Here is a 23,018-nt window from a genome sequence, read left to right as displayed (position 1 = left end):
TCCGCATGAATATTTCTAAATTTTTTATTGATCGCCCGATCTTTGCTGGGGTGCTGTCCGTCCTGATTCTACTGGCGGGCTTACTCTCCCTTTTCCAACTACCCATTTCTGAGTATCCAGAAGTGGTGCCCCCCTCTGTCGTGGTACGTGCCCAATATCCGGGTGCCAACCCGAAAGTCATTGCTGAAACGGTTGCTTCTCCTTTGGAAGAATCCATCAATGGTGTAGAGAACATGCTGTATATGCAGTCTCAGGCCAATAGCGATGGCAACCTGACCATTACCGTCAATTTCAAGCTCGGCATTGATCCCGACAAAGCACAGCAACTGGTTCAAAACCGAGTTTCTCAAGCTTTGCCGCGTTTGCCCGAAGATGTACAACGTCTCGGTGTGACCACGCTAAAAAGCTCACCAACCTTGACCATGGTGGTGCATCTGACCTCACCTGATAATCGCTATGACATGACCTACTTGCGTAACTATGCCGTACTCAATGTCAAAGACCGTCTGGCACGCCTACAAGGTGTCGGTGAAGTGGGTCTGTTTGGTTCGGGTGACTATGCCATGCGCGTATGGTTAGATCCACAAAAAGTGGCACAACGCAATCTCACCGCCACTGAAATCGTCAATGCGATTCGTGAACAGAATATTCAGGTGGCTGCAGGAACCATTGGTGCTGCACCCAATAATTCACCCTTACAGCTCTCGGTGAATGCACAAGGTCGTTTAAGTACCGAACAGGAATTTGCCGATATTGTTTTAAAAACGGCTACGGATGGTGCAGTAACGCGTTTGGGTGATGTCGCGCGTGTTGAACTGGCCGCTTCACAATATGGCTTGCGTTCATTACTGGACAATAAACAGGCGGTGGCGATTCCAATTTTCCAAGCTCCGGGTGCCAATGCCTTACAGGTCTCTGACCAAGTACGTAGCACCATGGCGGAACTGTCTAAAGATTTTCCATCTTCAATTAAATACGACATCGTTTACGACCCGACCCAATTCGTACGCTCAAGTATCAAAGCGGTGATTCATACCCTGCTTGAAGCGATTGCACTGGTAGTTGTGGTAGTGATTCTGTTCTTACAAACATGGCGTGCCTCAATCATTCCGTTACTGGCAGTACCTGTTTCCATCATTGGTACTTTCGCCTTGATGCTGGCCTTTGGTTATTCCATCAATGCCCTGTCACTGTTCGGGATGGTGCTCGCCATCGGGATCGTGGTCGATGACGCCATCGTGGTGGTGGAGAATGTCGAGCGGAATATTGAAGCAGGACTCAGTCCAAGAGATGCCACCTACCGTGCCATGCGTGAAGTCAGTGGACCAATTATTGCCATCGCCTTGACCTTGGTTGCCGTGTTCGTCCCGCTGGCTTTTATGACAGGGTTAACAGGGCAATTTTATAAACAATTCGCCATGACCATTGCCATCTCCACTGTGATTTCGGCATTCAACTCCCTCACTCTGTCACCTGCGTTGGCCGCCATGTTGCTGAAAGGTCATGATGCCAAACCTGACTTCCTGACTCGTGTGATGAACCGTGTCTTCGGACGCTTCTTTGCCTTGTTTAACCGCGTATTCTCACGTGCATCGGATCAATATGGTCGTGGCGTTAGTCGGGTGATTTCGCATAAAGCTTCAGCGATGGGGGTGTATGCAGCTTTACTCGGTCTGACCATTGGAATTTCGTATATCGTTCCGGGTGGCTTTGTGCCCGCACAAGATAAGCAATACCTGATCAGCTTTGCCCAATTACCCAATGGTGCCTCACTGGATCGAACCGAAACCGTGATTCGTAAAATGAGCGATGCCGCGCTGAAACAACCCGGTGTAGAAAGTGCGGTGGCCTTCCCTGGCTTATCCATTAATGGCTTTACTAACAGTTCCAGCGCAGGGATTGTGTTTGTGACCTTAAAACCATTTGCGGAACGTAAAGCAGCTGATCTTTCTGCCAATGCCATTGCAGGTGCTTTGAATCAGAAATACGCCGCGATTCAAGATGCTTATATTGCGGTATTCCCGCCACCACCAGTGATGGGTCTCGGCACCATGGGCGGCTTTAAACTGCAGCTCGAAGATCGCGGTGCTTTAGGCTATGCCGAGTTAAACAACGCAGCACAATCCTTTATGAAGGCGGCACAATCTGCACCTGAATTGGGGCCAATGTTCTCGAGTTATCAAATCAATGTACCGCAACTAAATGTTGATCTGGATCGGGTCAAAGCCAAGCAGCAAGGCGTTGCCGTGACCGATGTATTTAATACCATGCAGATTTATCTGGGTTCACAATATGTGAATGACTTTAACCGCTTTGGTCGTGTCTATCAGGTCCGTGCCCAAGCCGATGCGCCGTTCCGTGCCAATCCTGAAGATATTTTACAGCTTAAAACCCGTAACAATGCAGGGCAAATGGTGCCGCTGTCTTCTCTGGTCAATGTCACTCAAACCTATGGCCCAGAAATGGTGGTGCGCTATAACGGCTATACCGCAGCGGATATTAACGGTGGTCCTGCTCCGGGTTATTCATCCAGTCAAGCCGAAGCAGCAGTTGAACGAATTGCCGCTGAAACCTTGCCACGTGGGGTGAAATTTGAATGGACCGATCTGACCTATCAAAAAATCTTGGCCGGTAATGCCGGATTGTGGGTGTTCCCGATCAGTGTATTGTTAGTATTCTTGGTTTTGGCAGCGCAATATGAAAGCCTGACCTTGCCATTAGCCGTGATTCTGATTGTGCCAATGGGTATCTTGGCGGCACTAACAGGAGTTTGGCTCACAGGCGGTGATAACAACATCTTTACCCAAATCGGCTTGATGGTACTGGTCGGGCTGGCCTGTAAGAATGCCATCTTGATCGTGGAATTTGCCCGAGAACTGGAAATGCAAGGCGCGACCGCATTCAATGCTGCAGTTGAAGCCAGTCGATTACGTTTGCGTCCGATCTTGATGACTTCAATCGCCTTCATTATGGGTGTGGTTCCACTGGTCACATCAACAGGTGCGGGTGCTGAAATGCGTCATGCCATGGGCGTTGCGGTGTTCTTTGGTATGATCGGGGTGACCTTCTTTGGTTTGTTCCTAACCCCTGCCTTCTATGTATTGATTCGTACCCTGAACAGCAAACATAAACTGCATTCAGCTGCGGTGCATGAAGCACCTCTGCACAGTTCACACGATCACTAAGGAGCAGGCCATGATAGGATTCAAACCACACTGGATACTCTCCTCACTCATGGGAAGCCTGCTGCTTGCAGGCTGCTCATTGGCACCAGAATATCAGCCAGCCAAGGTGGTTATTCCGTTGCAATTCAAGGAAGCGGATGCTCAATTGAATGATCCCAACTGGACCATCGCGCAACCTGCCGATGCACAGTCTCGCGGTGAATGGTGGCGGATTTTTAATGATCCGCAACTGAATGATCTGGAACAGCAGGCCATTGCAGGTAACCAGAATTTAAAGGCCGCCGCAGCCAATATTCAGGCCTCACGCGCTTTAAGGTCTGCTGCACAAGCTGAACGTTTACCCAGCATTGGCGCAGGTTTTGGGCCCACCCGTCAAAAGCCATCACCTGCATCTTTAGGACTTGATTCGGATGCATCCACATCTGCACGTACCTTATGACGGGCGCAAGCCAATGTCTCCTATGAACTGGATCTATTTGGACGGGTTGCCAGCAGTATCAATGCAGCGACCGCAGATGTACAACAACAGGAAGCCTTGTATCATTCTGCACTGTTAGCACTGCAAGCAGATGTGGCACAGGCTTACTTTCTAATTCGTCAATTCGATGCTGAACAAGCCATCTATACGCAAAACATCAAGTTACTGACAGAGAATCAAAATTTGATTCAAGCACGTTATCGCAATGGTCTTGCCAGTGATCTGGATGTTTCTCGTGCGCAAACGGAACTCTCTACCGCCCAAAGCACTGCACTCAGCATTACACGGAATCGCGCCAATACCGAACATGCTCTGGCGGTATTACTCGGCAAACCACCTGCCGAATTTAGCTTAGCGATTCAACCCTTGTCCGCTACTGCGCTTCGTCTCCCTGCGGGTTTGCCTTCGAGCTTGCTTGAACGTCGTCCCGATATCGCTGCTGCTGAACGGGCTATGGCCGCCGATAATGCACGGATTGGTATTGCCCGTGCTGCCTTTTTCCCAAAACTTGATCTCACTGGTGCGCTGGGTTATGAATCATCAAGTTTAGGCGATTTGGGGAAATGGTCGAGTCGAACTTTTTTACTCGGCCCTGTAGCGGGCACAATTTTATCTTTACCTTTATTTGATGGTGGACAACGTAAGGCGGGCGTTGCTCAGGCACGTGCAGGCTATGAGCAGAGTGTCGCCAATTATCGGCAGACCGTGCTGAATGCTTTCCGTGAGGTTGAAAATGGTTTGTCTGATCAGCGTATTCTGGATCAGCAAATACAGGCTCAGGGTCAAGCACTTGCGTCATCCCGACATGCCAATCAGCTTTCACATTTGCGTTATCGTGAAGGCAGCATTAGTTATCTGGATGTGATTGATTCGGATCGGAGTATCTTGCAGCAAGAGCAATTGGCTACTCAGCTTCATGGTAGTCGAATGATTGCCAGTGTAGATCTTATTCGGGCCTTAGGTGGTGGATGGTATACAGGGCAAGTGGAGTTGGTACGGCAATAAGGCTTAAATTGGGAAAATATACAAGGATGTAGATTTTCTCGGTTATATTGGGCAAGTTAAATTTTACTAGCTTATTGCTAAATTAACTCTAAAATTTTTTTATATATCACCTCTGTATGCGGATCAACTGAAATTAGTTTAAATGTATATTTTTTTGCTATAATTACAATCTGATAATCATGACTATTAACAACAAAACACCTATAATCTTTAATGTTAACTTTAGTATACTCCCATTTCTCTCTTTTCTTTAAGTATTTTCTTATCACTTTAGAATCTAAAATCTCATATATAGATGACCTATACTCGGGCTCATCTATTAGGTAACTTCTAATTTTAGTTTCAATTTTGAAACTTAAAACATCATTAAAAAAAATCTCTCCGAGTTTGTTTTTTATCAACTCAGCATTGTCATCCCAACATGTAAAATAGGTAATTAAATCATCCCGATAATGTTGGGTAAAAACATGACATTGGGAATCTTGCCAAAAGGGAATTTCTATTTCAACAATCATCGGATTCTATTCACCATAAAAATATACTAAAAAAAGCTACTTAAATGGATAGCTACTCACGATCCACCCTATTTCACCAACTTGAAAGTTCTCCATCCTCATCTTGTATAGAAATAGTTGTATTATTACGTAACCAGCCAAAAAATCTAATTAAATCTGAAGTTACAGTTTCTCCATGTGAGGATACTTCAAAAAAAATATAATTCTCATGAAAGAAGAATCTAACATCATAAACCCAACCATTATCTCCACTTTCATCTTTCAAATAAACTACTTTCTTTTCCAGATCAAACACAGAAAAACTTTTAAATTCTTTAATTTTATCAATCACTTTTAACTTATTTCCCTCAAACCACTCTTTATCATTGAATTGTATATATAACTCAGCTGACATCATTTAATCTCCGTGATTACGACCTGAAACTTGATAAAAATCTTTGTACTTTTTATATCCATATCTGCTGTTTCAGTTTGTTCTAGCTTCATAAAAAACTTAACCATACCTAGACTAGCTCTACTCTTCATATCGACAAAAAACCCAACCTTTATATGAAAGCAACTTGCCTATTGGCTTTTCTGACTTTTCTAAATAAATTTTTTGTTTTAAAAACTGTGGATAAGCTGCCATTATTTCTGTAACAGCAATATCAATTATTTCATAATCTTCATCTTTGGGCTCTACATCTAAATACCCATAAATAAATATAGTTTCATCATTAAAGTCGAATGCTACTGCTCTTACATTATTTGCAATAGCACCTAAAAAGCTTTTAAACACGACCAACTTCAGGTTATTAGCATTCATTTCAAAAAAATCAATCATATATAAAAAACCTTTAAAATTAAAAAATACATCATCTTCATATATTTTTTATTATTAAACCCTTAATTATTTCTTCGTATGCTTCTTTGATATCACTTATATTACTATCCTTCCCTACCATGAGCAGTCTATCTATTAAATCCTTACTCTCAAATCTAACCAACAACTCATACAAATAATTAAATGTGTAGTAGTCAAAAAAACCTTTACCTCCAAATTTTTCAACAAAACCAACCAAAATACGATCAACTTCTTTTTTATAAAAATTCGCTACTTCTTTAGTTAGTATCGTATTAACTATCACTCTTTCCTCATCACTACCATCAACAGAAATATTTAAAATACACTCCATCAAACTTACATTAGAATTATACAATGTAAAACTATCCCTAATAAGAGTCAAAACAGAACACCTTACGTCTTTACTTTTATCATTTAAAAAAGAAATATAATTATCATAAGTTAATCTATTCGCTAATATTTTAGAATTTTCATAATATTTTCCAATTCTGTGTGAAAATATAGAATAACCTTCAGAAAGAACATTACCATCACCATTTAAAATTGCATATTGAAGCTCACTATATTCACATATATTTTTATCAATTAAATACAGAATCCCCTTCTCGTCGACCTCCACCACAATCCTCCTTAAAATAAAAAAGAATTTATTTTTTAATTAACCAAAAATTAAATAGCCGTATTTATAAAAAATTGTATAAAAATCAACTTAAACTTTTAACCACCATCACCTCATTCCGATCAATCATCAAATACTTTGCATAAAAATCAATCCCTAGCACCGTTCCTGTTCCATTCAAATATTCCTTTTTAATTAGAAACTCATCAACCCTTTTAATTAGGTTACAATTATCCAAGAAATTCTCAGGAAAATTAAGATATATATTTCCGTAATAATTATTTACAAAATCCAAAGGAAAAACATATTTAACCTTATCACCAACCAGTTTGTCTGGAAAAAAACAAAAACCAGAAAACCACTTCTGAATAAATTTAGGTTTTCATCAAAAAAATCCTTATACTTTGAAACATCACAATAATAAAGACTCTTATCAATATAAAACTTTTCACTGTAAAATTTACTTTTATTATAATTCAAATATTTATTTTGACCAAAAGCACCTTTAAAATCCAAAATTTTTTCCAAAAAATCAAAATCACTAATTTCTACAGAATAATTAACTAAAAAATTTTCTTTCAAAAAATATTCATTAATTTCTAAATCAAAAAAATTAAACAAATCATCCTTCTCACCAATAATAATAACTCCAGAGTTATTTCTAAAATTATCGGGTATATCGATAAAATCTGGAACAGTATCAAAATAAAACTTTAGCATCCACATTCATCTCAAAAATCAATCCAACACTATAAAGTTATTTATTTTTTAAAAATACTCCAAGCCAGTTTATAAAACTTAAGTTACAGCTGCTCATCACTTACCATTAAATTACAAAAACCTAATTATTCAAAAAATTTACTGATTAAAAATTTATAACTAACACTTTTTATCCCACCAATCCAGTAATGTTTCATCATCAAAATCTTCATAATTCTTATAAATATTAGTAAAAGCCCAGTTATTACCTGATATTTCACTGAAGTTTATAAAAAAACTATTTACTCTTTGGATACCTTGAGTTGAGGAAACTGTAATAGCCATATTATTCCCACTCAAACCATCTATAGTTCCTTCTAAATAGTCTAAAAGTTCATTCTTAAAATCTTCATAATCCTCAAGAGTTAAATTCGCCTCATAAATATGTATATTAAAATTCCCACCTCGATGTATAACCTTTACGGGTTCTTCGCTATTAAAAAATTTAAAAATATCACCTTTTGCTAAATTTAGAGCTAAGCCTGGGGCAGATAGTAGCTTATAAGTGTTTACATCTATATCTTCTACAAGGACTTCCTCTGCTTTAGTATTACCAGAGCTAGTTTTTCCTGCATAAATATTTAATACGCTTAAACTACGATCCATTTATCAAACACTTCCAAGCACACAATAAAAATAATAAAATATTTCAGTAATTTTCAATTTATAAGAGTATCTAAAAATGAATTTCTATTAATATCAACTAGACTAAGATTACTACTCGATTCTAAACAATCAAATTCCTCTATTCCATTTTTCAATATAAAATCTGCTTCATCCTTATAGACTGGGATTACCCATCGCAAAGCAACGTTATTAAATTTTTCTGCTATAAAGATATCAGCAAGTTCTTCTGCTTCGCCTCTTGCCTCATCAACAAGAATTGATTTTTGCAAAAAACAATTCGGTGCAACATTAATCTCTGAAATAACTCTAATATCACTTTCTGCCTCTGACTTAGAAAGATGCAGCGCTATATCTAATAAGTATTTCACAATCATCTCTTCATTTTTCTCTACAAAATCATATGGTAAGGCAAAAAGATACTCAAAATTAAATTTTTGCTTCTTGAATTGACTAATAAGCCCTATACCAATTGTTACTATACGAGATATAGAATCATTATCTTTCCTAGGGAAAAAATATATTTCTAATGGAATATCATTTTCTTTTTTAAAAATCCATCTATTCTCCGGCTGCCCCCACTCTCTAATATACAAAGATAAAATTTGAGAACGATATATATCTAATATCAAGCTTTCTTTGCTATCAAACTTCATTTTTTCCCTCTTGGCTTTCTTGCCTCATAGTTTGAACCAGTGTCTGTTCGATATGTTTGAGTATGACTTAATTGACCGCCTTCTGATCTCTGGCATTCTAAACAATGGATTTCTGTTGCTGTTGAGTTATACAGATCATTCCTAGTTTTTTGATCTGTGTCATAGCCTAAAGTATTGTCTGTCTCAACAAGAGGTGGCTCATGTTGTACAGTTTTTGTTTGACCAGTTAAATCACAAGAACATTTTTGACACCTAGTTATACCATTTGAGTCCGTCGCATTTTCAACTAACTGTTTCATCTTAGGCTTTCTGACTCGAGTTGGATAGTTTTCTTTTCTGATTCCCATTAATCCTAAAGGATCAATCCAACTTACAGGATTTGGCGCGTAAGCATAAACGTTGTTACCACCCAACAATCCAATCGGATCTTTAGAGATAAAACGTCCTACATAGGGCGAATAATATCGATAACGGTTGTAATGTAAACCCGTTTCTTGATCCTTGCGCTTCCGACATAGCAATGCTCTGTCTTTGCTCATGCACCTTGAAAGCGAATATTATTGGTGACGATTTCTGAATTTTCAAAAAAGTTAGATGCGGACTTTGCTGCTTTGAGCATATGAATCATATGGCACAAGGTCTTGCACTCGTGCAAAGGGTTGCTTTGCTGATACGAGCTCACCTCACGCCTTATATTCAGTTTTCTAGATTAGTTGGCTCTTATAAAGCTAAATTAAACCTCAAAATACCATTCTAAGAAATCATTAAATGATTCCCTCTTTTCAACAACATCTACTCCATTACCTGTCAAATATTGACTTGCTTTAAGTGTTTCTTCATAAAAGAATTTCACTATATTTAATAAAAAAGCCAAAAATCAAATTTATGAAAATTTGGCTTGTATAAAATTTTATGTAAAATATAGGAATTTAATCCCATTCATAACAACCAATATAAGTTAGAGTATTATACCGCTTATCTTTATCAACTTTTATTGGATCATCACCCCAGTAATAAAACATAGCATTAGCATTTTTTATTCCTTTATCCAAAGAGTCTTTTAACATTTTTTCATGATGATCAGGTTCAGGTGTCTCATCTATAATAGATCTTACATCATTAGCCTGCTCATCAAAATGATATCCCATAAAGTCTTGGTCTAACCAATCTAGACCAACCTCTTTGCAAAATTTTGGTAATCCATGTGAATCATCAAAATAATCCCAATACTCTTGTTCAGATATCTCTGTTAAACCCAACCAAAGATGTAACTTTGTTTTAAAAGACATTTATAGCTCTCCTATACCAAATCGTCCCATATTGATATATTAATAGTTTAAACCAATGTCTGATCGATATGTTTGAGTATGACTTAATTGACCGCCTTCTGATCTCTGGCACTCTAAAAATTAATTTCCGTTGTCATTAAGTTATACAGTTAATTTCTACTTTTTGATCAGTGTTATAGCCTATAATTTCTTTGACAAGTATAAATATCTCACTACCCGATACTTCATTGTAATATTTAAGAGTAATTTACTCTACAAGATCATAAACGATATCTATGTTGTATTAAACAAAAACCCAGTAACTTATTATGAGTTTTTGCTTTTTAAGATCAAGACCTAAATAATGGCAATGTAAATTTCAATATTCCATCCTCGTATTCAAGATAACCTTGAAAAATTAAATCAGTTATTTTTGATTTGTTGTATATATTACACTCAACAATAAACTCGCCATCCTCATCGGTATCCTCTATTTCAAAAATAGGTCTATTAGGAGATTTTACTTTTACACTTTCTATCTCGCTAAAAGGTATCAAAGATAAAACATACGAATTATTATCAAAGTTCAGTTCTAATTCCTCAATAATTTCTTCATACATTGCTGATGACAACTCAAACTTTTCTTCAAGTTGATGCTGATCCTTTTGATTTAAATAATCTAAGAACTGATTTATCAACTGATATACATCTAACAATTTTTTCTCATTTATACTCATTTTTCAATATTTAACACAACCTGCATCCCATAATCTTTCACATATATAGTTTCTCTTCAATAGTTACCACTCATGGAAATTTTCTTCTATTACATCACCCAAAGAATCCCCCAACTTATTATACTCGCCATTATCTACATAATAAATATATACTTCTCCATTTATATTTATAAAAATAGGGTTCCCTGCACCATCATCCGAAACTACTACTGATTTTGAAATATAGTTATCAACTTTCAAATCATCTAAAAGTTTTCTTGCTCTATTAGTTAATTCAATAACAGTTTCACCCCCCATCATCTCAGCATTTTTCAAACCATATATAGCTAAACCTGCGTATGAACCACCATATGTACTAACAAATAGCTTATAGTCCTCTGGAAGCTTTATTCTCAAGATATTTTCCACATTATTAATATCATCCAAAGTTAATGGAACCCCTTTCATTTCTGGGTTATCTTTATAGAACTTTGATAATCTATCCAATAAATAGGCATCCACCACAGCCCCCTCTTCGATTACAGGCTATTTATCACTAAACCTCAATTAAGCAAACTTTTAAAATTATTAAATATCAAATAAAATTTCTTCTAAAATTTCTTTAGATTCTTGATCTAATTTATCGTTACCACTCAACTCCAGATAATGTTTAATCAGTTTTTTCTTATCTATAGAAAAACCTATATTCACAGCATAAATATAAACATCATAAATAACAGATAAAGCATCCGATCTATTTTCCTTCTGTGGATTATTAATATATACATATACTAAAACATCCCACAATTTAATTAAAACATCATTTTCAAATATTTTCTCATTCAAATAAGGAGAAAACAGATCTGAAATTTCACCTAGCTCCTCAAATAAAGAATCTGTACTTAAAGAATCTCCCACAAGCCTATTTAACTTATTAAGAATATTAAACTTCACCTCACCCCCTAAAATACCATTACTTTTAATAAGGTTCATTTTTTCAACTTCGATACAAAACTAAAATACATCAATTAATCAACACTAACCAATTATCACTCATTAAGAACACCTCCACAAAAGAATGTTTTGTCGTAAGAAAAAATTTCTTTCTTTTCCTTATCTAATAAAGAGCAATCATCAGAGTTAAAATGCCATGCTATTGGATATAGGTTTTCATCAAAAATTATTGAATTTCTACTTGCCATAAAAAATAAACTATTTAAATGAATATCCCTTTGCATGCACTTCAAAACAATGATCATATGTCCACAAAAGATATATATTTAATCCACTACTATCACTATTAGACTGATCAAAATTAGAACCAGAAACATTTGAAAATTTTCCTTCAAAATCATCATATTGAATCAAATTAAAACTCTTTACATTATTAAACCTTATTAAAAAAGGTTCAGATATTCTAAAATCACTCCCATCTTCATTTTTTTTAACCATACTAAAGTTAATATTAATCTCTAGACTATTCCCATTCACATCAAAAACAAAATTATTTAACCAAAAATCTGTTCTTGAACATAAAATTCCAAATTTTGTTTGTATGGGTAAGAATGTTGATTCGGACATATAGATTTACCTGCGTCTGTTGTTGAAAACTTACGTAAATTTTCTTCTTTTTTGTATCTCTTCGGGAGTTGTCCACCTTACACTCGGCCTTTAAAGGTATTTATATTTAAAACTCACGAATTAAAATTAAATAAAAATCAAACATTCAGTTCATCCTTAAAAACATTTAATATCTCTAACATTTCATTTTTATTTTTTTCCAAAAAAGTAATACGGTCTACAACAACTTTTTCAAAGGAATTTTCAACACAAAAATTTAAATCTTCAACTAGCAAATCTAAAAACACCTTATCACCTAAAAAAAATAAATACAGATTTTCTTTTATATCAAAACCGAATAACAATCTTATACATGAATAAGAATCAACCCCAACATAACTTCCTTTTAGTAATAGCTTACTTTCACTATCACATTTAAAATCAATAATTTCCAGATAAATTCTTCTATCCTTATTATGAATTACCTTATAAAAAGTTTCCAAATCACTAAAAGGACCTACATAATGAGACAGATAAACATTTCTGCCACCTATATCACTTCTCAGATTTAAACTGTTTTTCAAGGAAAAACCTTTAAAATCATTTTGCCCGAAGTAACCAATCTTATTCATAATAAGTTTACTTCTATTATAAACATTATTTTCAAAGCCAAAACCTACAACACTTAAAGCCCCATATTTTTCAATAATTTCTTGCAACAACAAAAAACAATCTTCATATTTTTCACTATCAGACTTTATATAAAAGAAATATTTTGACTGAATTTCCTCACCAGAAATGATTTTAAATAAACTTGATTTTTCTATCTTAGATATAATCATGTTGGGCAACCACCTACGTATTTATTAGTATTTCTAGGGTTTCCATTCTCGTATGAAAAATGCTCCCCATTTTTACCATGATAATGTGGTTTTTCAAATGTCTTATCATCATGAAACTCATGTCCATCTTTATGAACCCCAATTGTACCAACCTTTTGACCATCTCTATATATTTCTTCAACATGTAAGCGCCCCGACTGCTTTAAAGATAAAGCCGATTGGGTCGAATCTTTATGTATTTGACTTTGATATGTTTGTGACGTTGGTATATTCTGTGAACGCATTGCTTCTCTTCTAGCTGCCCTTGAAGTTGTTAATGTTTTATCATTACCTGTCGCATTTCTTCTTGTATATATTTCTTTCGACCCAGATGGAGTTATTACTTCTTTTTGTTCTTTATCTAAACCTAATGGATCAATCCAACCCACTGGATTCGGCGCGTAAGCATAAACGTTATTACCACCCAACAACCCAATTGGATCTTTAGAGATAAAACGCCCTACATAGGGCGAATAATATCGATAACGGTTGTAATGTAAACCTGTTTCTTGATCCTTGCGCTTCCGACATAGCAATGCTCTGTCTTTGCTCATGCACCTTGGAAACGGATATTATTGGTGACGATTTCTGAATTTTCAAAAAAGTTAGATGCTGACTTTGCCGATACGCGCTCACCCCATGCCTTATATTCAGCTTTCCAGACCATTTGACCTTGAGCATCACTCATCTCCTGAGGCGTACCCAAATGATCACAATGATAGAAACAAATATCATCTAAAGATTTTGCTGGGGCAATCTTACGCCATAAAGGATCTTTGGCAATATGATAAGGCTGATCTGTCCAATCAGGGGTTTGTACAAGCTCAATCGGTTCACGATAGATTGCTTGCAGTAGAGGGAAAAACTATCCTTCTCATACACATAATGCTTGGTGATCTGTTCATTGGATTCAAAGGCCAAAGTATTGCCATCCCAGCCATAAATCACATTCTGCTCTTCACCTGTATGATGGTGTTTACTGCGTTTCTGAATACGACGATCTAAATAACGATACTCCGCAGTGTATTCTGTATTACGACTCTTGATTAACCGCCCACAAGCATCCCACTCAAGATGTAAATCATCTTTTTACAAGTCCGACGTCAAAATATTGTTTGCTCACCATTGTTCAGGGAAAAAAACAATTTGGGGTTCTAAAATAATATGGCTAGGTAACTTATCTATATGACTTTTTAGATTTAATATTTGATCTTCATAGTTTTCAGTAGAAAATTCTATATGAAAATTTTCATCTTCATACTCAAAATTCCATACAACTTTTTCCCCGTAATGCTTAACCACTACCCCTTCCCAGCCACCATCATCAGCAATACCAGAAGCATCAGTAAAAATTAAAAACTTACCATCAGAGTTTATTGATTTAAGTAATTCACTAAATACAATCATTGCCTCTTCTGTAAATTCGATTGGTCTAGAATCTATTTTAAGCTTAATTAAAGCACAATTAGAAAATTCAATATTATCAATATAAATCTTTTGATCTGAACCCAAAATATCTAATCTTAATTCTAATTGATTCATTTATTACCTCTATCGACATATGGAAATTGTGTAGACCTTGTAGGTTTATCATGGCTGATAAAAACTCTCATTTCACCAGTCGGAGTGTCTTTTGTACTAATATTAAAGTCATATGACTTTGAATATTTTGTAACATTGTGCTCAGCATTATATACACTTGTTCCTGTCAGCATTGTATCTTCTCTCAATGCTTTAACATTGATATCCTGACCAAATTGAGATTTATTTTTTGTTGAGGTCTTAGAATCATCATACAAATGCTTTTCTGAGTGAGGTGTAATAAAATCTGCCTTATCTGAACCTCCATTTGGCTTTTTAAATTCATCTGGAATATCATTTGATAATGTAGTTGGAGGACAATTTTTATTCAGCCCCAAGGGATCAATCCAACTTACAGGATTTGGCGCGTAAGCATAAACGTTATTACCGCCCAACAACCCAATCGGATCTTTAGAGATAAAACATCCTACATAAGGCAAATAATATCGATAACGGTTGTAATGTAGCCCTGTTTCTTCATCAAAATACTGCCCTTGAAAACGAATGTTATTACTGATGATTTCTGAGTTCTCAAAGAAATTTGATTTAGCCTTCTCAGTCTTACACTCACCCCACGCCTTATACTCAGCCTTTCAAATGACAGCACCAGAGTCATCACTCATTTCTTGTGGTTAAGCAAGGATACTAGTAATAAAAATATCAACATTCTAACTTTTTTATTATTTTATCAATTAATTTTATGAATACCGTTTTTTTAATTTTTTAGTCAAGCTATGTGTAAAAATTTCATTACCAACATAGCTTAATCTAATATTTATAAAGAAAAATGATATTAGTCTATTTTTTTATTAAATGATTCTATCAAGCAAATTTTTCTCTCCACTTCATTAGCTTCATTTTCTTTAAACTTCTTTTCAAAAAGAAAATAACTAATGGCACTTTCAAAAAATGACTTAAAGAACTCAAAACAAATAAATTTTTTACGTAAATAAACAGTATCTTTTGACGATATTTCAAGATCAACCATATCATCTTTAATTTTAATCAAAGTAAAATTTATGGCTTGTGAAGGAAAACCAACATCATAAATTCCTTTTTCAAAAAAATCTTCAAATCCATCAGCAACACCCCCCCAAAACCAATTAATATCATCTACAACATTAGATCCAAAAATCTCATGCCCATAAAAAATAATTTTAATTTTACCTTCAACATAGTCCCAACCAACACCCGAAACTTGTTGATATGATGTAATTTCATTTATATCAATATAACCTTCATTAATTTTGATCAGTGATTTAAATTCAATCATAAAGCCTCTTAACAAAACCACCAAATTCCTTCATGATTTAATCTAACTCTTAAAATTTACTAAAATCAGAATTTAAAAAAAATTGCTAATACATATAAGTATTATCGGTTCTATAGTTCTCTATCTCTTTATACTTATTTTGGTTTTCATCATTTAACCCACCAACATAACTCCCTAACAACTCGATACAAAAAACTCTTAACATATTTCTTAAATGTTTATTATCTAATGAGTAAAATTCCTCATATATTTCATAAAAAACAAAATCCAGATTATCTCTATTAACCAAATAAACACCATTCCAAGCAAGTGGATATGCCGCATAAGAAAAATATAACTTAGTTATTAAGTACAATACTGCTGATATAAAGTCTTTAATGTATATTCCATTAACCAAATTAAAACTATCGTGTGTTAAACAGCCAGACAAATAATCAGTTATCACAACTTCGTAATCATCACTAATCTCTTCAGAAGAGTTATAGTGATTTTCAATATATTTTAACTCAGCAGTATCTATATCTTTTTTTTCAAAACCTGCAACTAACTTAGGGTGAACCCAAACTTCAAAGAACTCATCACTCAACCATTCCTTTAACGTTGATATTTCAATTTTTTCATTTAAAAACCTCATTTAGACTTCCCATTTGATGGAACTTTCGTTGATGAAAATTTACAAATACACTATTATTACTAATTTTTCAATCTAGTGTTTTATACAATTCTATCGAACTTGAAGACACCATTTATAATATTTGCACAAAGTTCTATTCCCCGTATATATTGTATTTACAAATGCATTTCCATTCCAACCATAGAAAGTTTCATGTTCATTCCCTACATAGTGGTTTATGCATATATTTTAAAAAATAGAAACTACTATACTAAGAAGTCTTATTTCTTATAAAATTCTCTATATTAACAAATAAATCGTTATTTCCATCAGCAACATAGTCATCTAACTTATGATAAACATCCAGAAAGATAAGATTTAAAAAAAATGCTACATCTAAAATATTATTCAATGTATAAGTCTTCATAACAACCAATCTATTTTTTTTGAGACTTCATACAAACCTAAACCTAGTTCATATTCAAAACTTTTGTAAGTCTCACCATCAACTTCAGGGTAAATCGAAATATCAACAAGAAAACTATAAGCTAAGTTATTTATTTTTCTATCAAATTTTGCATAAAAAATATTTTTGTACAAATAAATTTCTGACATTTGAAATTTATCATCTTCATTCAAATTATTTAACCAATCAAGATTAATATTATAAAGATAATTTTTAACAACCACCCAATTAGATAAAATTTTCAAAGGTACTAATTGCTGGCTATTTAAAAAAAACTCCAAGTTATTTGCGTTCATTTCACTACCTTTTTCATATAACTATCATAACGTTGCTTCGAAATGGGATGCCAATGAAATTCATTCGTTGATGAGACTTCTATTCTCATATATTGGGTGGTTTTCCCTTCAACGAAAAACAACATTTCAACATAAATACAATAATATCAAAAAAACCAATTCATATTTATTTATACGCTTTAACTAAAAAATTTGACACCACAAAATAAATATTATTAAAAAAATATACACCTAAAAAATCATTCTTCAAAAATATCAAATGAATATAGACTTAACTCATCTACATTCTCCAATTGTCCCTTCATAAATTCACACCTACTTTGCTTTTCTTTGTTTTTCCCATTAAAAAATCCTAATTTTAAAATAGTTATGACTTCACTATCGGTTATCTGAAAATCATCATCAGGCAATTTATTATTTAATAATTTAAGATCATCGCAGAACAACCCCTCATACGAGTAATAATCTTCTAAGTAATCACTACTATGTTCAACAAATGAAATATCAAATTTTTTTTCAAAAAAATTTGATATTTCAACTATTTTTATCTTTGAAGTATATGTTAAATAAAAGTTTTTTTCATTTCGTACCTTACATACAATTAGCGGGAATTCTTGTGCCTTCTGCTTTTGCTTTTGCACTTTCTGGACTATCAAATATCATAATGTTTACATCCCTTCCACCTGCTAATTTTGACATCTTTTAAAGCACACTATTAATACCAAGTTTATTTGCTTCTACTGATTTTGCTTCTATAGGTAATGTACGATTACCTTTTGCTAAGCCCATTTTTTTTGCTTTTTCAAATAATTCGGGTTGAATTACTGCTATGTCAAAATCACTTACTCGTCCATCATCAAAAGCTTTACCTGTCTCAAAAATTCTACCGCCATGTGCACTACTCTATTTTTCTCATGCGCCTTTAAATAAATATTATTTTTAATAAAACTAATACACCCCATAAAAGACTACTTAATAAATCTTTGCTCCAATAAAGAATTTTCATTATTTTAAAAAATTTTCTTCTATACTCATACTAAGTACTCATTTTGAAAAGGAATACGCTAACTCTTCACTTCCATCATCCTCCCACTTACAAACACGACAAACTTCATATTCAGATAATTTCTTCAAAGAAAAAAATCACAGCATGGGCACTTATATAAATTATTTTTTCATCTCCCCCACATCCTCAAAGATGCCAAAATATTTTAATATTTTTTTTGATATGTATGAATTGTTATATATTTTATTATTTCCCAACCTACCCAAAACAACAATCTCATAAAAAAATTCTGAATTTCTAACAATATCACTAAAATCATTATTCTTTAAAAAATCTCTCAAATCATCATTAACTCCTATGTTTTTATTTTCAAAAACAAACCAGTAATCAAGTAGGGTATTTAACTTTTCCTCTTCCACAGCAATACCCCCAACTATAACTTACTGGAATATCAGTTAACTTCAAATCTACTGTAGAAATTCTCTTAATCATCTTAGTCAATTTTCTGAAAAATTATACACGTATTTGTTGGGTATTTTTCAATACACCAAGAAAATCAAAACTCTAAATTCATATAAAATTTCAAACTCTATTTTTTAAATAGGTCAACTAAAAATCAAATTATCACATAGATAGACAATATCTCCTCATGATAATTCTCAACCACCCACTGATTATCTCTTTGTATTATCCAAAAATCCCAATCCTCATCAAAAATATTACTTATATTTTCAATAACAAATTCTATATCACACACAATAGAATATTTATTAAAATTCGACCAAAACACCTGAACAATTTCATCAGATTTTTTTGTGGTTAAAAAATCAGATATAATATTAATAATAGTTTCTCTATCATCTTCAACTTTTAAAAACAATTTATTTGTTTCACTGTTAATAACACCATAGCTTTCCACCATCAACCCTAAACTAATAATTCTTTGTTCCAAATCAATAGTACTCAATTCAACTTTATTTAATAAAAATTTATCAATAAATGAAGGAATAATCACTACGCGTTCCTCTTCAAAAGAGTTATAAATTTTTTTCATTACTATGAAGTTTTACAACATGCGATTTATCACAACTTCCTTACATGACATCAAAACAAGAATAATTTTCAGGATCTTTTTCGCATAAAATTCGTATCAGCAACTTAATCAAATCATTATAAACTAAAATATAAATATAAATATAAAAATATCAAAAAAACCAATTCACATTTACTTCTAAGCTTTAACTAAAAATCACACATCATGAAAATAAAAATTAAAAAAATCTTAGAAATAAATTTTATAAAAAACCAACCACAAAATGATTTTTCATATGGCTGGCTTACTTTTAGATCGTTCACTCTTATATATTAATCACCTCATAAAGACAGTTTCTTTAAGTTCTACATTATAAATTTCGTAATAAAACTGTACACCCCGTCCGTTTTGATACATTCCTTGATTAGGAATTTCAAATGGTATTCCATCAATAAAATTTTCAACGTTTGGAATAAAACCTATTGATGCATATTTTTGATTATTTGAAATTTGTAACCACACTACATATTTCTTCAGATCCCATTCCCCTTTGGAAATTTCCTCAAATTTTCGCTTAGCATCCTCAATAACTAAAAGATAAGATCCCGTGATTTCGTGATACTCATTTCTATTAAAAAGTTCGCGCCACTCTTTATTACTCATAACTCATAATCGCCTTTTGGACTGTTAACTTTAAATTTCCCGCTTGGTGTTCCTAAATATGACTTATGGCAACGATTCTTTAATCTTGCGGCCATAGTTATTCTCTGATCAGCTCAAGAAATGTTATCATTATTTATGTCGTATTTTCCTTTTCAGCTTTTCCACTTCGAGCATATGAGTCATATAACGTAAGGTCTTACACTCAAGCGTTGCTTTGCAAAAACGAGCTCCCCCATGCCTTATACTCCACCTTCCAAATGACAACACCAGAGTCATCACTCATTTCTTGTGGTGTGCCTAAATGTTCACAATGGTAGAACCAGATATCATCAAAGTCTCGACTTTGTTTCATCGTTTTCCACAGAAAGTCTCAGTTTAAAGAATAGAATTTATAAAAACTGACAAGGTATTTTGCATTTAATTGGATTGAATGAAGTAATCATATATAATTCCATCATAAAAACCATTACTTTCATTTGGATAATCTGCATACCCTTCCACTTTAACAAAATTATAAAAATTCAAATTAGTTATTGCCAAATAATCAATTTCTATCAATTGAATATTTTTAATATTTTTTTTAAATTATTTTTCACATCCTTCAAAATAGGAAGATTAGTATTATAAAAGTTAGATCCTAATGTAACATCAGGAAAAACCAAATATAGTTGTTCATCATCATTAAAATTATCTAGATAGTTTTCAAAAAAAATCCTTTCAACCTCTCTTCCACTTTCTATCTTAAGAGTTTCTTTTAGTTCAATATTTTGTAAAATTATTGAAGTTTCTGGATAAAAATCAAAAGCTCATCATTAATTTGGAGATCATTTTTATTAAAAAATAATCTCCAATTTTGTCTCTGATTATATATTATCTTTTTTGTCTCATGTTTATTCATTACAACCATCTATTACAAGGGGATAAAGCTTCATATTTATTTAATTCAGTTTTTTGAACCCTCCCCAAAAGGACTGCTTTATTAAACAATCGGTCAAACCGATCTAAAGATTCTGTATCTCCAGCTAACGATGCATAAAGTGCTAAATATTTTTTAACTTCATCAGGTTCTAAATTTACAATTTCATTTATTTTTTCATCTAAAATTGTATCAACTTTTTCATACTCTTCCTGTTCTGAAAGGCTATCTATAAGTTGACTAAACTCTTCAAATTTCATGATTAATTACCTTAGTTTATAATTCGGTATGCGTTAGATGGAATCGGGCCTCTAATCAATACCTCTTGATCTTTAATTGCCCAATTTCTTGCTCTTTGTTTTCCTTTATTTGTCAACCCTGCCCCATCGGATATATCAATTACTTTAGAATCATCTATTTTACATAAATTAATAGCGACAATTTTTGCAGCATGTCTTTTTGCGTAAAATTGAGCTGTTACTATTGACTTTGTAGTTGATATAAATTGAGTCCTATTTTTCCCATTTTCAACATGTTCTTGGACTGTATGAGGGTTGTTTGTAGTCTTAGGTGTAAGAGGTAATTTTGCCAAAGCTTCTTTAGTCTGATTTTCCGTTAATGCTCTATAAACTGTACCACAATGCTTTTTCAAACCCAATGGATCCAACCAATCTACAGGATTCGGCGCGTAAGCATAGACATTAAATCCACCCAACAGCCCAATCGGATCTTTACTTACAAAGCGCCCCACATAAGGCGAGTAATAACGATAACGGTTGTAATATAAACCTGTTTCTTGATCCTTGCGCTTCCGACAGAGTAATGCTCTGTCTTTGCTCATGCACCTTAAAAGCGGATATTATTGGTGACGATTTCTGAATTTTCAAAAAAGTTAGATGCTGACTTTGCTGCTTTGAGCATATGAATCATATGACGCAAGGTCTTGCACTTGTGCAAAGCGTTACTTTGCAGAAACGAGTTCATCTCACGCCTTATATTCAGTTTCTAGATCAATTGACTCTTATAAAGCTAAATTAAACCCCAAAATACCATTCTAAGAAATCATTAAATGATTCCCACTTTTCAATAACATCCACTCCATTTTCAGAGTAACCAATTATTTCGACACTATTTTCCTCTTTATTATAAAAATATGCTCTTTCTCCCTCAAACTCTGAAATTACATAATAATTATCATTTAAACTCAAACTTCTTCTTAAACTATTATTAATGACTCTGTAATCACTATTTTCATACATCCAACATATTTGCCATAATTCAAATTTTTTTGAATAAAAACCTCCTGGATTTTCCTCTGCATGTGTATAGAAAATGCCAAAATCAGAGCTAGTATCCAAATTCAACTCTTTCAGAATCTCCCTATATCTTTCACAATCGATATTTACATCTTCAAACCAAGCATTTTTTTGCTTTAAATAATTAACCATTTTAAAACTTATCATTTTTATCTTCACTGCTATGGAATTGAATTTAGACTGGTATTCACCAAATGTTATATCTTTTGCAGGATATATTAAAACATACTTAAATGATCATTTTCATAACTAAGCCTTGTCGGTAAAGTTGATGTATCAACTTTACCATTTACTTGTCACGTTCTTATCGAAAGCTCTTCTAAACTAGAACTTAGTCCTTGCTTCCTTATTAAAAACATCACCTCATGACTTAAACAAAGGATCAAAAAAATGTACATTACCATTAGTTAAATCAACATTCCCTTGAAGTATCAATGAAGTATCTTTTTCATAGTTATACACTACACACTCTAAAACATATTCACCATCGTCCATTTCATTCAATTCAAATATAGGCATATTTTCTACTTCCTTTAAATGAATTTCATCAAAAGGAATCAATGATAGCTTATAATCACCATCAAAATAATTGTTAAGAGTATCCTCTAACTCTTGATACATTGTTAAGGTAACCTCAAAATCAGATAACAAACTATCCTTATTTTTTTCATTAATGCATTTCAGAAAAAAATCTACAGTTTTATAGATATTCAATTCAATATTTTTATCTATCATTCATATACCA

26 protein-coding genes and 6 pseudogenes are annotated in these 23,018 nt (G+C 33.5%); 2 read left to right on the top strand and 30 right to left on the bottom strand.

Annotated features, from left to right (window positions below):
- Window positions 1-5 precede the first annotated feature (5 nt).
- On the top strand, window positions 6-3,185 hold the full coding sequence (gene adeG, locus V6E90_RS02095; RefSeq protein ID WP_332604382.1) for a multidrug efflux RND transporter permease subunit AdeG: 3,180 nt from the start codon (window positions 6-8) through the stop codon (window positions 3,183-3,185).
- 10 nt (window positions 3,186-3,195) lie between these two features.
- Window positions 3,196-4,668: pseudogene (locus V6E90_RS02090) on the top strand (efflux transporter outer membrane subunit).
- A gap of 77 nt (window positions 4,669-4,745) precedes the next feature.
- On the opposite strand, the gene V6E90_RS02085 reads toward V6E90_RS02090, so the two are convergent.
- From V6E90_RS02085 to V6E90_RS01945, 30 genes and pseudogenes are all read right to left on the bottom strand, one after another.
- The gene (locus tag V6E90_RS02085) at window positions 4,746-5,183 is read right to left on the bottom strand and encodes a hypothetical protein (RefSeq protein WP_332604381.1); all 438 of its coding nucleotides are present in this window, start codon (window positions 5,181-5,183) and stop codon (window positions 4,746-4,748) included.
- 73 nt (window positions 5,184-5,256) lie between these two features.
- Window positions 5,257-5,577, bottom strand: coding sequence for a hypothetical protein (locus V6E90_RS02080; protein WP_332604380.1), 321 nt, complete (start codon window positions 5,575-5,577; stop codon window positions 5,257-5,259).
- A 120-nt stretch (window positions 5,578-5,697) separates the two neighbouring features.
- Window positions 5,698-6,006 (bottom strand): hypothetical protein, encoded by a 309-nt coding sequence (locus tag V6E90_RS02075; RefSeq protein WP_332604379.1) that lies wholly within the window; start codon window positions 6,004-6,006, stop codon window positions 5,698-5,700.
- A gap of 37 nt (window positions 6,007-6,043) precedes the next feature.
- Window positions 6,044-6,646: a hypothetical protein gene (locus V6E90_RS02070; protein ID WP_332604378.1), complete on the bottom strand. Its 603-nt coding sequence runs from the start codon at window positions 6,644-6,646 to the stop codon at window positions 6,044-6,046.
- A 282-nt stretch (window positions 6,647-6,928) separates the two neighbouring features.
- On the bottom strand, window positions 6,929-7,366 hold the full coding sequence (locus V6E90_RS02065; RefSeq protein ID WP_332604377.1) for a hypothetical protein: 438 nt from the start codon (window positions 7,364-7,366) through the stop codon (window positions 6,929-6,931).
- A 159-nt stretch (window positions 7,367-7,525) separates the two neighbouring features.
- Window positions 7,526-8,011: a DUF4265 domain-containing protein gene (locus tag V6E90_RS02060; protein WP_332604376.1), complete on the bottom strand. Its 486-nt coding sequence runs from the start codon at window positions 8,009-8,011 to the stop codon at window positions 7,526-7,528.
- A 53-nt stretch (window positions 8,012-8,064) separates the two neighbouring features.
- Window positions 8,065-8,685 carry a suppressor of fused domain protein gene (locus V6E90_RS02055; RefSeq protein WP_005321661.1) on the bottom strand — a complete coding sequence of 207 codons (621 nt, stop codon included), beginning with the start codon at window positions 8,683-8,685 and terminating at the stop codon, window positions 8,065-8,067.
- 314 nt (window positions 8,686-8,999) lie between these two features.
- Window positions 9,000-9,298, bottom strand: a pseudogene (locus V6E90_RS02050) (RHS repeat-associated core domain-containing protein); the annotation flags it as partial.
- Between the two features lie 316 nt (window positions 9,299-9,614).
- Complete coding sequence (locus V6E90_RS02045) at window positions 9,615-9,974, bottom strand: immunity 22 family protein (protein ID WP_332604374.1); 360 nt, start codon at window positions 9,972-9,974, stop codon at window positions 9,615-9,617.
- A 329-nt stretch (window positions 9,975-10,303) separates the two neighbouring features.
- The gene (locus V6E90_RS02040; protein ID WP_332604373.1) at window positions 10,304-10,669 is read right to left on the bottom strand and encodes a hypothetical protein; all 366 of its coding nucleotides are present in this window, start codon (window positions 10,667-10,669) and stop codon (window positions 10,304-10,306) included.
- A gap of 84 nt (window positions 10,670-10,753) precedes the next feature.
- The gene (locus V6E90_RS02035) at window positions 10,754-11,191 is read right to left on the bottom strand and encodes an SMI1/KNR4 family protein (RefSeq protein WP_332604372.1); all 438 of its coding nucleotides are present in this window, start codon (window positions 11,189-11,191) and stop codon (window positions 10,754-10,756) included.
- A gap of 66 nt (window positions 11,192-11,257) precedes the next feature.
- On the bottom strand, window positions 11,258-11,662 hold the full coding sequence (locus V6E90_RS02030) for a hypothetical protein (RefSeq protein ID WP_332604371.1): 405 nt from the start codon (window positions 11,660-11,662) through the stop codon (window positions 11,258-11,260).
- 219 nt (window positions 11,663-11,881) lie between these two features.
- Window positions 11,882-12,250 (bottom strand): hypothetical protein, encoded by a 369-nt coding sequence (locus V6E90_RS02025; protein WP_332604370.1) that lies wholly within the window; start codon window positions 12,248-12,250, stop codon window positions 11,882-11,884.
- Between the two features lie 137 nt (window positions 12,251-12,387).
- The gene (locus V6E90_RS02020; protein WP_332604369.1) at window positions 12,388-13,071 is read right to left on the bottom strand and encodes a hypothetical protein; all 684 of its coding nucleotides are present in this window, start codon (window positions 13,069-13,071) and stop codon (window positions 12,388-12,390) included.
- Window positions 13,072-13,472: 401 nt separating this feature from the next.
- Window positions 13,473-14,193: pseudogene (locus V6E90_RS02015) on the bottom strand (RHS repeat domain-containing protein); the annotation flags it as partial.
- Window positions 14,194-14,229: 36 nt separating this feature from the next.
- On the bottom strand, window positions 14,230-14,652 hold the full coding sequence (locus tag V6E90_RS02010; protein ID WP_332604368.1) for a hypothetical protein: 423 nt from the start codon (window positions 14,650-14,652) through the stop codon (window positions 14,230-14,232).
- Between the two features lie 368 nt (window positions 14,653-15,020).
- Window positions 15,021-15,323 (bottom strand): annotated as a pseudogene (locus V6E90_RS02005) (RHS repeat-associated core domain-containing protein); the annotation flags it as partial.
- Window positions 15,324-15,484: 161 nt separating this feature from the next.
- On the bottom strand, window positions 15,485-15,964 hold the full coding sequence (locus V6E90_RS02000; RefSeq protein ID WP_332604367.1) for a hypothetical protein: 480 nt from the start codon (window positions 15,962-15,964) through the stop codon (window positions 15,485-15,487).
- 85 nt (window positions 15,965-16,049) lie between these two features.
- Window positions 16,050-16,598: a hypothetical protein gene (locus tag V6E90_RS01995; protein ID WP_065342564.1), complete on the bottom strand. Its 549-nt coding sequence runs from the start codon at window positions 16,596-16,598 to the stop codon at window positions 16,050-16,052.
- A gap of 402 nt (window positions 16,599-17,000) precedes the next feature.
- Window positions 17,001-17,339: a hypothetical protein gene (locus V6E90_RS01990; protein WP_332604366.1), complete on the bottom strand. Its 339-nt coding sequence runs from the start codon at window positions 17,337-17,339 to the stop codon at window positions 17,001-17,003.
- Between the two features lie 239 nt (window positions 17,340-17,578).
- Entirely contained in the window at window positions 17,579-17,980 is a 402-nt protein-coding gene (locus tag V6E90_RS01985; RefSeq protein WP_332604365.1) for a hypothetical protein, read from the bottom strand.
- Window positions 17,981-18,383: 403 nt separating this feature from the next.
- Window positions 18,384-18,473 (bottom strand): hypothetical protein, encoded by a 90-nt coding sequence (locus V6E90_RS21825; protein WP_442881242.1) that lies wholly within the window; start codon window positions 18,471-18,473, stop codon window positions 18,384-18,386.
- Between the two features lie 33 nt (window positions 18,474-18,506).
- Window positions 18,507-18,764 carry a hypothetical protein gene (locus tag V6E90_RS01980; RefSeq protein WP_332604364.1) on the bottom strand — a complete coding sequence of 86 codons (258 nt, stop codon included), beginning with the start codon at window positions 18,762-18,764 and terminating at the stop codon, window positions 18,507-18,509.
- Window positions 18,765-18,961: 197 nt separating this feature from the next.
- Window positions 18,962-19,360, bottom strand: a complete 399-nt coding sequence (locus tag V6E90_RS01975; protein ID WP_332604363.1) for a hypothetical protein — start codon at window positions 19,358-19,360, stop codon at window positions 18,962-18,964.
- A 354-nt stretch (window positions 19,361-19,714) separates the two neighbouring features.
- The gene (locus V6E90_RS01970; protein ID WP_016660699.1) at window positions 19,715-20,041 is read right to left on the bottom strand and encodes a hypothetical protein; all 327 of its coding nucleotides are present in this window, start codon (window positions 20,039-20,041) and stop codon (window positions 19,715-19,717) included.
- A gap of 214 nt (window positions 20,042-20,255) precedes the next feature.
- Window positions 20,256-20,411: pseudogene (locus tag V6E90_RS01965) on the bottom strand (RHS domain-containing protein); the annotation flags it as partial.
- 527 nt (window positions 20,412-20,938) lie between these two features.
- Complete coding sequence (locus tag V6E90_RS01960; protein WP_332604361.1) at window positions 20,939-21,217, bottom strand: hypothetical protein; 279 nt, start codon at window positions 21,215-21,217, stop codon at window positions 20,939-20,941.
- 389 nt (window positions 21,218-21,606) lie between these two features.
- Window positions 21,607-21,872: pseudogene (locus V6E90_RS21820) on the bottom strand (RHS repeat-associated core domain-containing protein); the annotation flags it as partial.
- A gap of 119 nt (window positions 21,873-21,991) precedes the next feature.
- A complete protein-coding gene (locus V6E90_RS01950; protein WP_332604359.1) occupies window positions 21,992-22,405 on the bottom strand; it encodes a hypothetical protein in 414 nt (137 codons plus the stop codon).
- Window positions 22,406-22,636: 231 nt separating this feature from the next.
- A complete protein-coding gene (locus tag V6E90_RS01945; RefSeq protein WP_332604358.1) occupies window positions 22,637-23,008 on the bottom strand; it encodes a hypothetical protein in 372 nt (123 codons plus the stop codon).
- Window positions 23,009-23,018 lie beyond the last annotated feature (10 nt).

It is taken from the genome of Acinetobacter sp. ESBL14 (assembly GCF_036668815.1).
GTDB classification, from domain to species: domain Bacteria; phylum Pseudomonadota; class Gammaproteobacteria; order Pseudomonadales; family Moraxellaceae; genus Acinetobacter; species Acinetobacter gyllenbergii.
Note: the sequence above shows the minus strand (reverse complement) of the source record. Positions and strands in the feature narration are given on the sequence as shown.

What these genes read in the sequence shown, in the direction of transcription:
- V6E90_RS01995 (WP_065342564.1), bottom strand. Translation starts at nt 16,598, where the DNA reads ATGAGGTTTTTAAATGAAAAAATTGAAATATCAACGTTAAAGGAATGG.
- V6E90_RS02085 (WP_332604381.1), bottom strand. Translation starts at nt 5,183, where the DNA reads ATGATTGTTGAAATAGAAATTCCCTTTTGGCAAGATTCCCAATGTCAT.
- V6E90_RS02055 (WP_005321661.1), bottom strand. Translation starts at nt 8,685, where the DNA reads ATGAAGTTTGATAGCAAAGAAAGCTTGATATTAGATATATATCGTTCT.
- adeG (WP_332604382.1), top strand. Translation starts at nt 6, where the DNA reads ATGAATATTTCTAAATTTTTTATTGATCGCCCGATCTTTGCTGGGGTG.
- V6E90_RS02025 (WP_332604370.1), bottom strand. Translation starts at nt 12,250, where the DNA reads ATGTCCGAATCAACATTCTTACCCATACAAACAAAATTTGGAATTTTA.
- V6E90_RS02020 (WP_332604369.1), bottom strand. Translation starts at nt 13,071, where the DNA reads ATGATTATATCTAAGATAGAAAAATCAAGTTTATTTAAAATCATTTCT.
- V6E90_RS01950 (WP_332604359.1), bottom strand. Translation starts at nt 22,405, where the DNA reads ATGGTTAATTATTTAAAGCAAAAAAATGCTTGGTTTGAAGATGTAAAT.
- V6E90_RS01990 (WP_332604366.1), bottom strand. Translation starts at nt 17,339, where the DNA reads ATGAACGCAAATAACTTGGAGTTTTTTTTAAATAGCCAGCAATTAGTA.
- V6E90_RS02075 (WP_332604379.1), bottom strand. Translation starts at nt 6,006, where the DNA reads ATGATTGATTTTTTTGAAATGAATGCTAATAACCTGAAGTTGGTCGTG.
- V6E90_RS02080 (WP_332604380.1), bottom strand. Translation starts at nt 5,577, where the DNA reads ATGTCAGCTGAGTTATATATACAATTCAATGATAAAGAGTGGTTTGAG.
- V6E90_RS02000 (WP_332604367.1), bottom strand. Translation starts at nt 15,964, where the DNA reads ATGATTGAATTTAAATCACTGATCAAAATTAATGAAGGTTATATTGAT.
- V6E90_RS01970 (WP_016660699.1), bottom strand. Translation starts at nt 20,041, where the DNA reads ATGAGTAATAAAGAGTGGCGCGAACTTTTTAATAGAAATGAGTATCAC.
- V6E90_RS01960 (WP_332604361.1), bottom strand. Translation starts at nt 21,217, where the DNA reads ATGAAATTTGAAGAGTTTAGTCAACTTATAGATAGCCTTTCAGAACAG.
- V6E90_RS01945 (WP_332604358.1), bottom strand. Translation starts at nt 23,008, where the DNA reads ATGATAGATAAAAATATTGAATTGAATATCTATAAAACTGTAGATTTT.
- V6E90_RS02060 (WP_332604376.1), bottom strand. Translation starts at nt 8,011, where the DNA reads ATGGATCGTAGTTTAAGCGTATTAAATATTTATGCAGGAAAAACTAGC.
- V6E90_RS02065 (WP_332604377.1), bottom strand. Translation starts at nt 7,366, where the DNA reads ATGCTAAAGTTTTATTTTGATACTGTTCCAGATTTTATCGATATACCC.
- V6E90_RS02030 (WP_332604371.1), bottom strand. Translation starts at nt 11,662, where the DNA reads ATGAACCTTATTAAAAGTAATGGTATTTTAGGGGGTGAGGTGAAGTTT.
- V6E90_RS02010 (WP_332604368.1), bottom strand. Translation starts at nt 14,652, where the DNA reads ATGAATCAATTAGAATTAAGATTAGATATTTTGGGTTCAGATCAAAAG.
- V6E90_RS02045 (WP_332604374.1), bottom strand. Translation starts at nt 9,974, where the DNA reads ATGTCTTTTAAAACAAAGTTACATCTTTGGTTGGGTTTAACAGAGATA.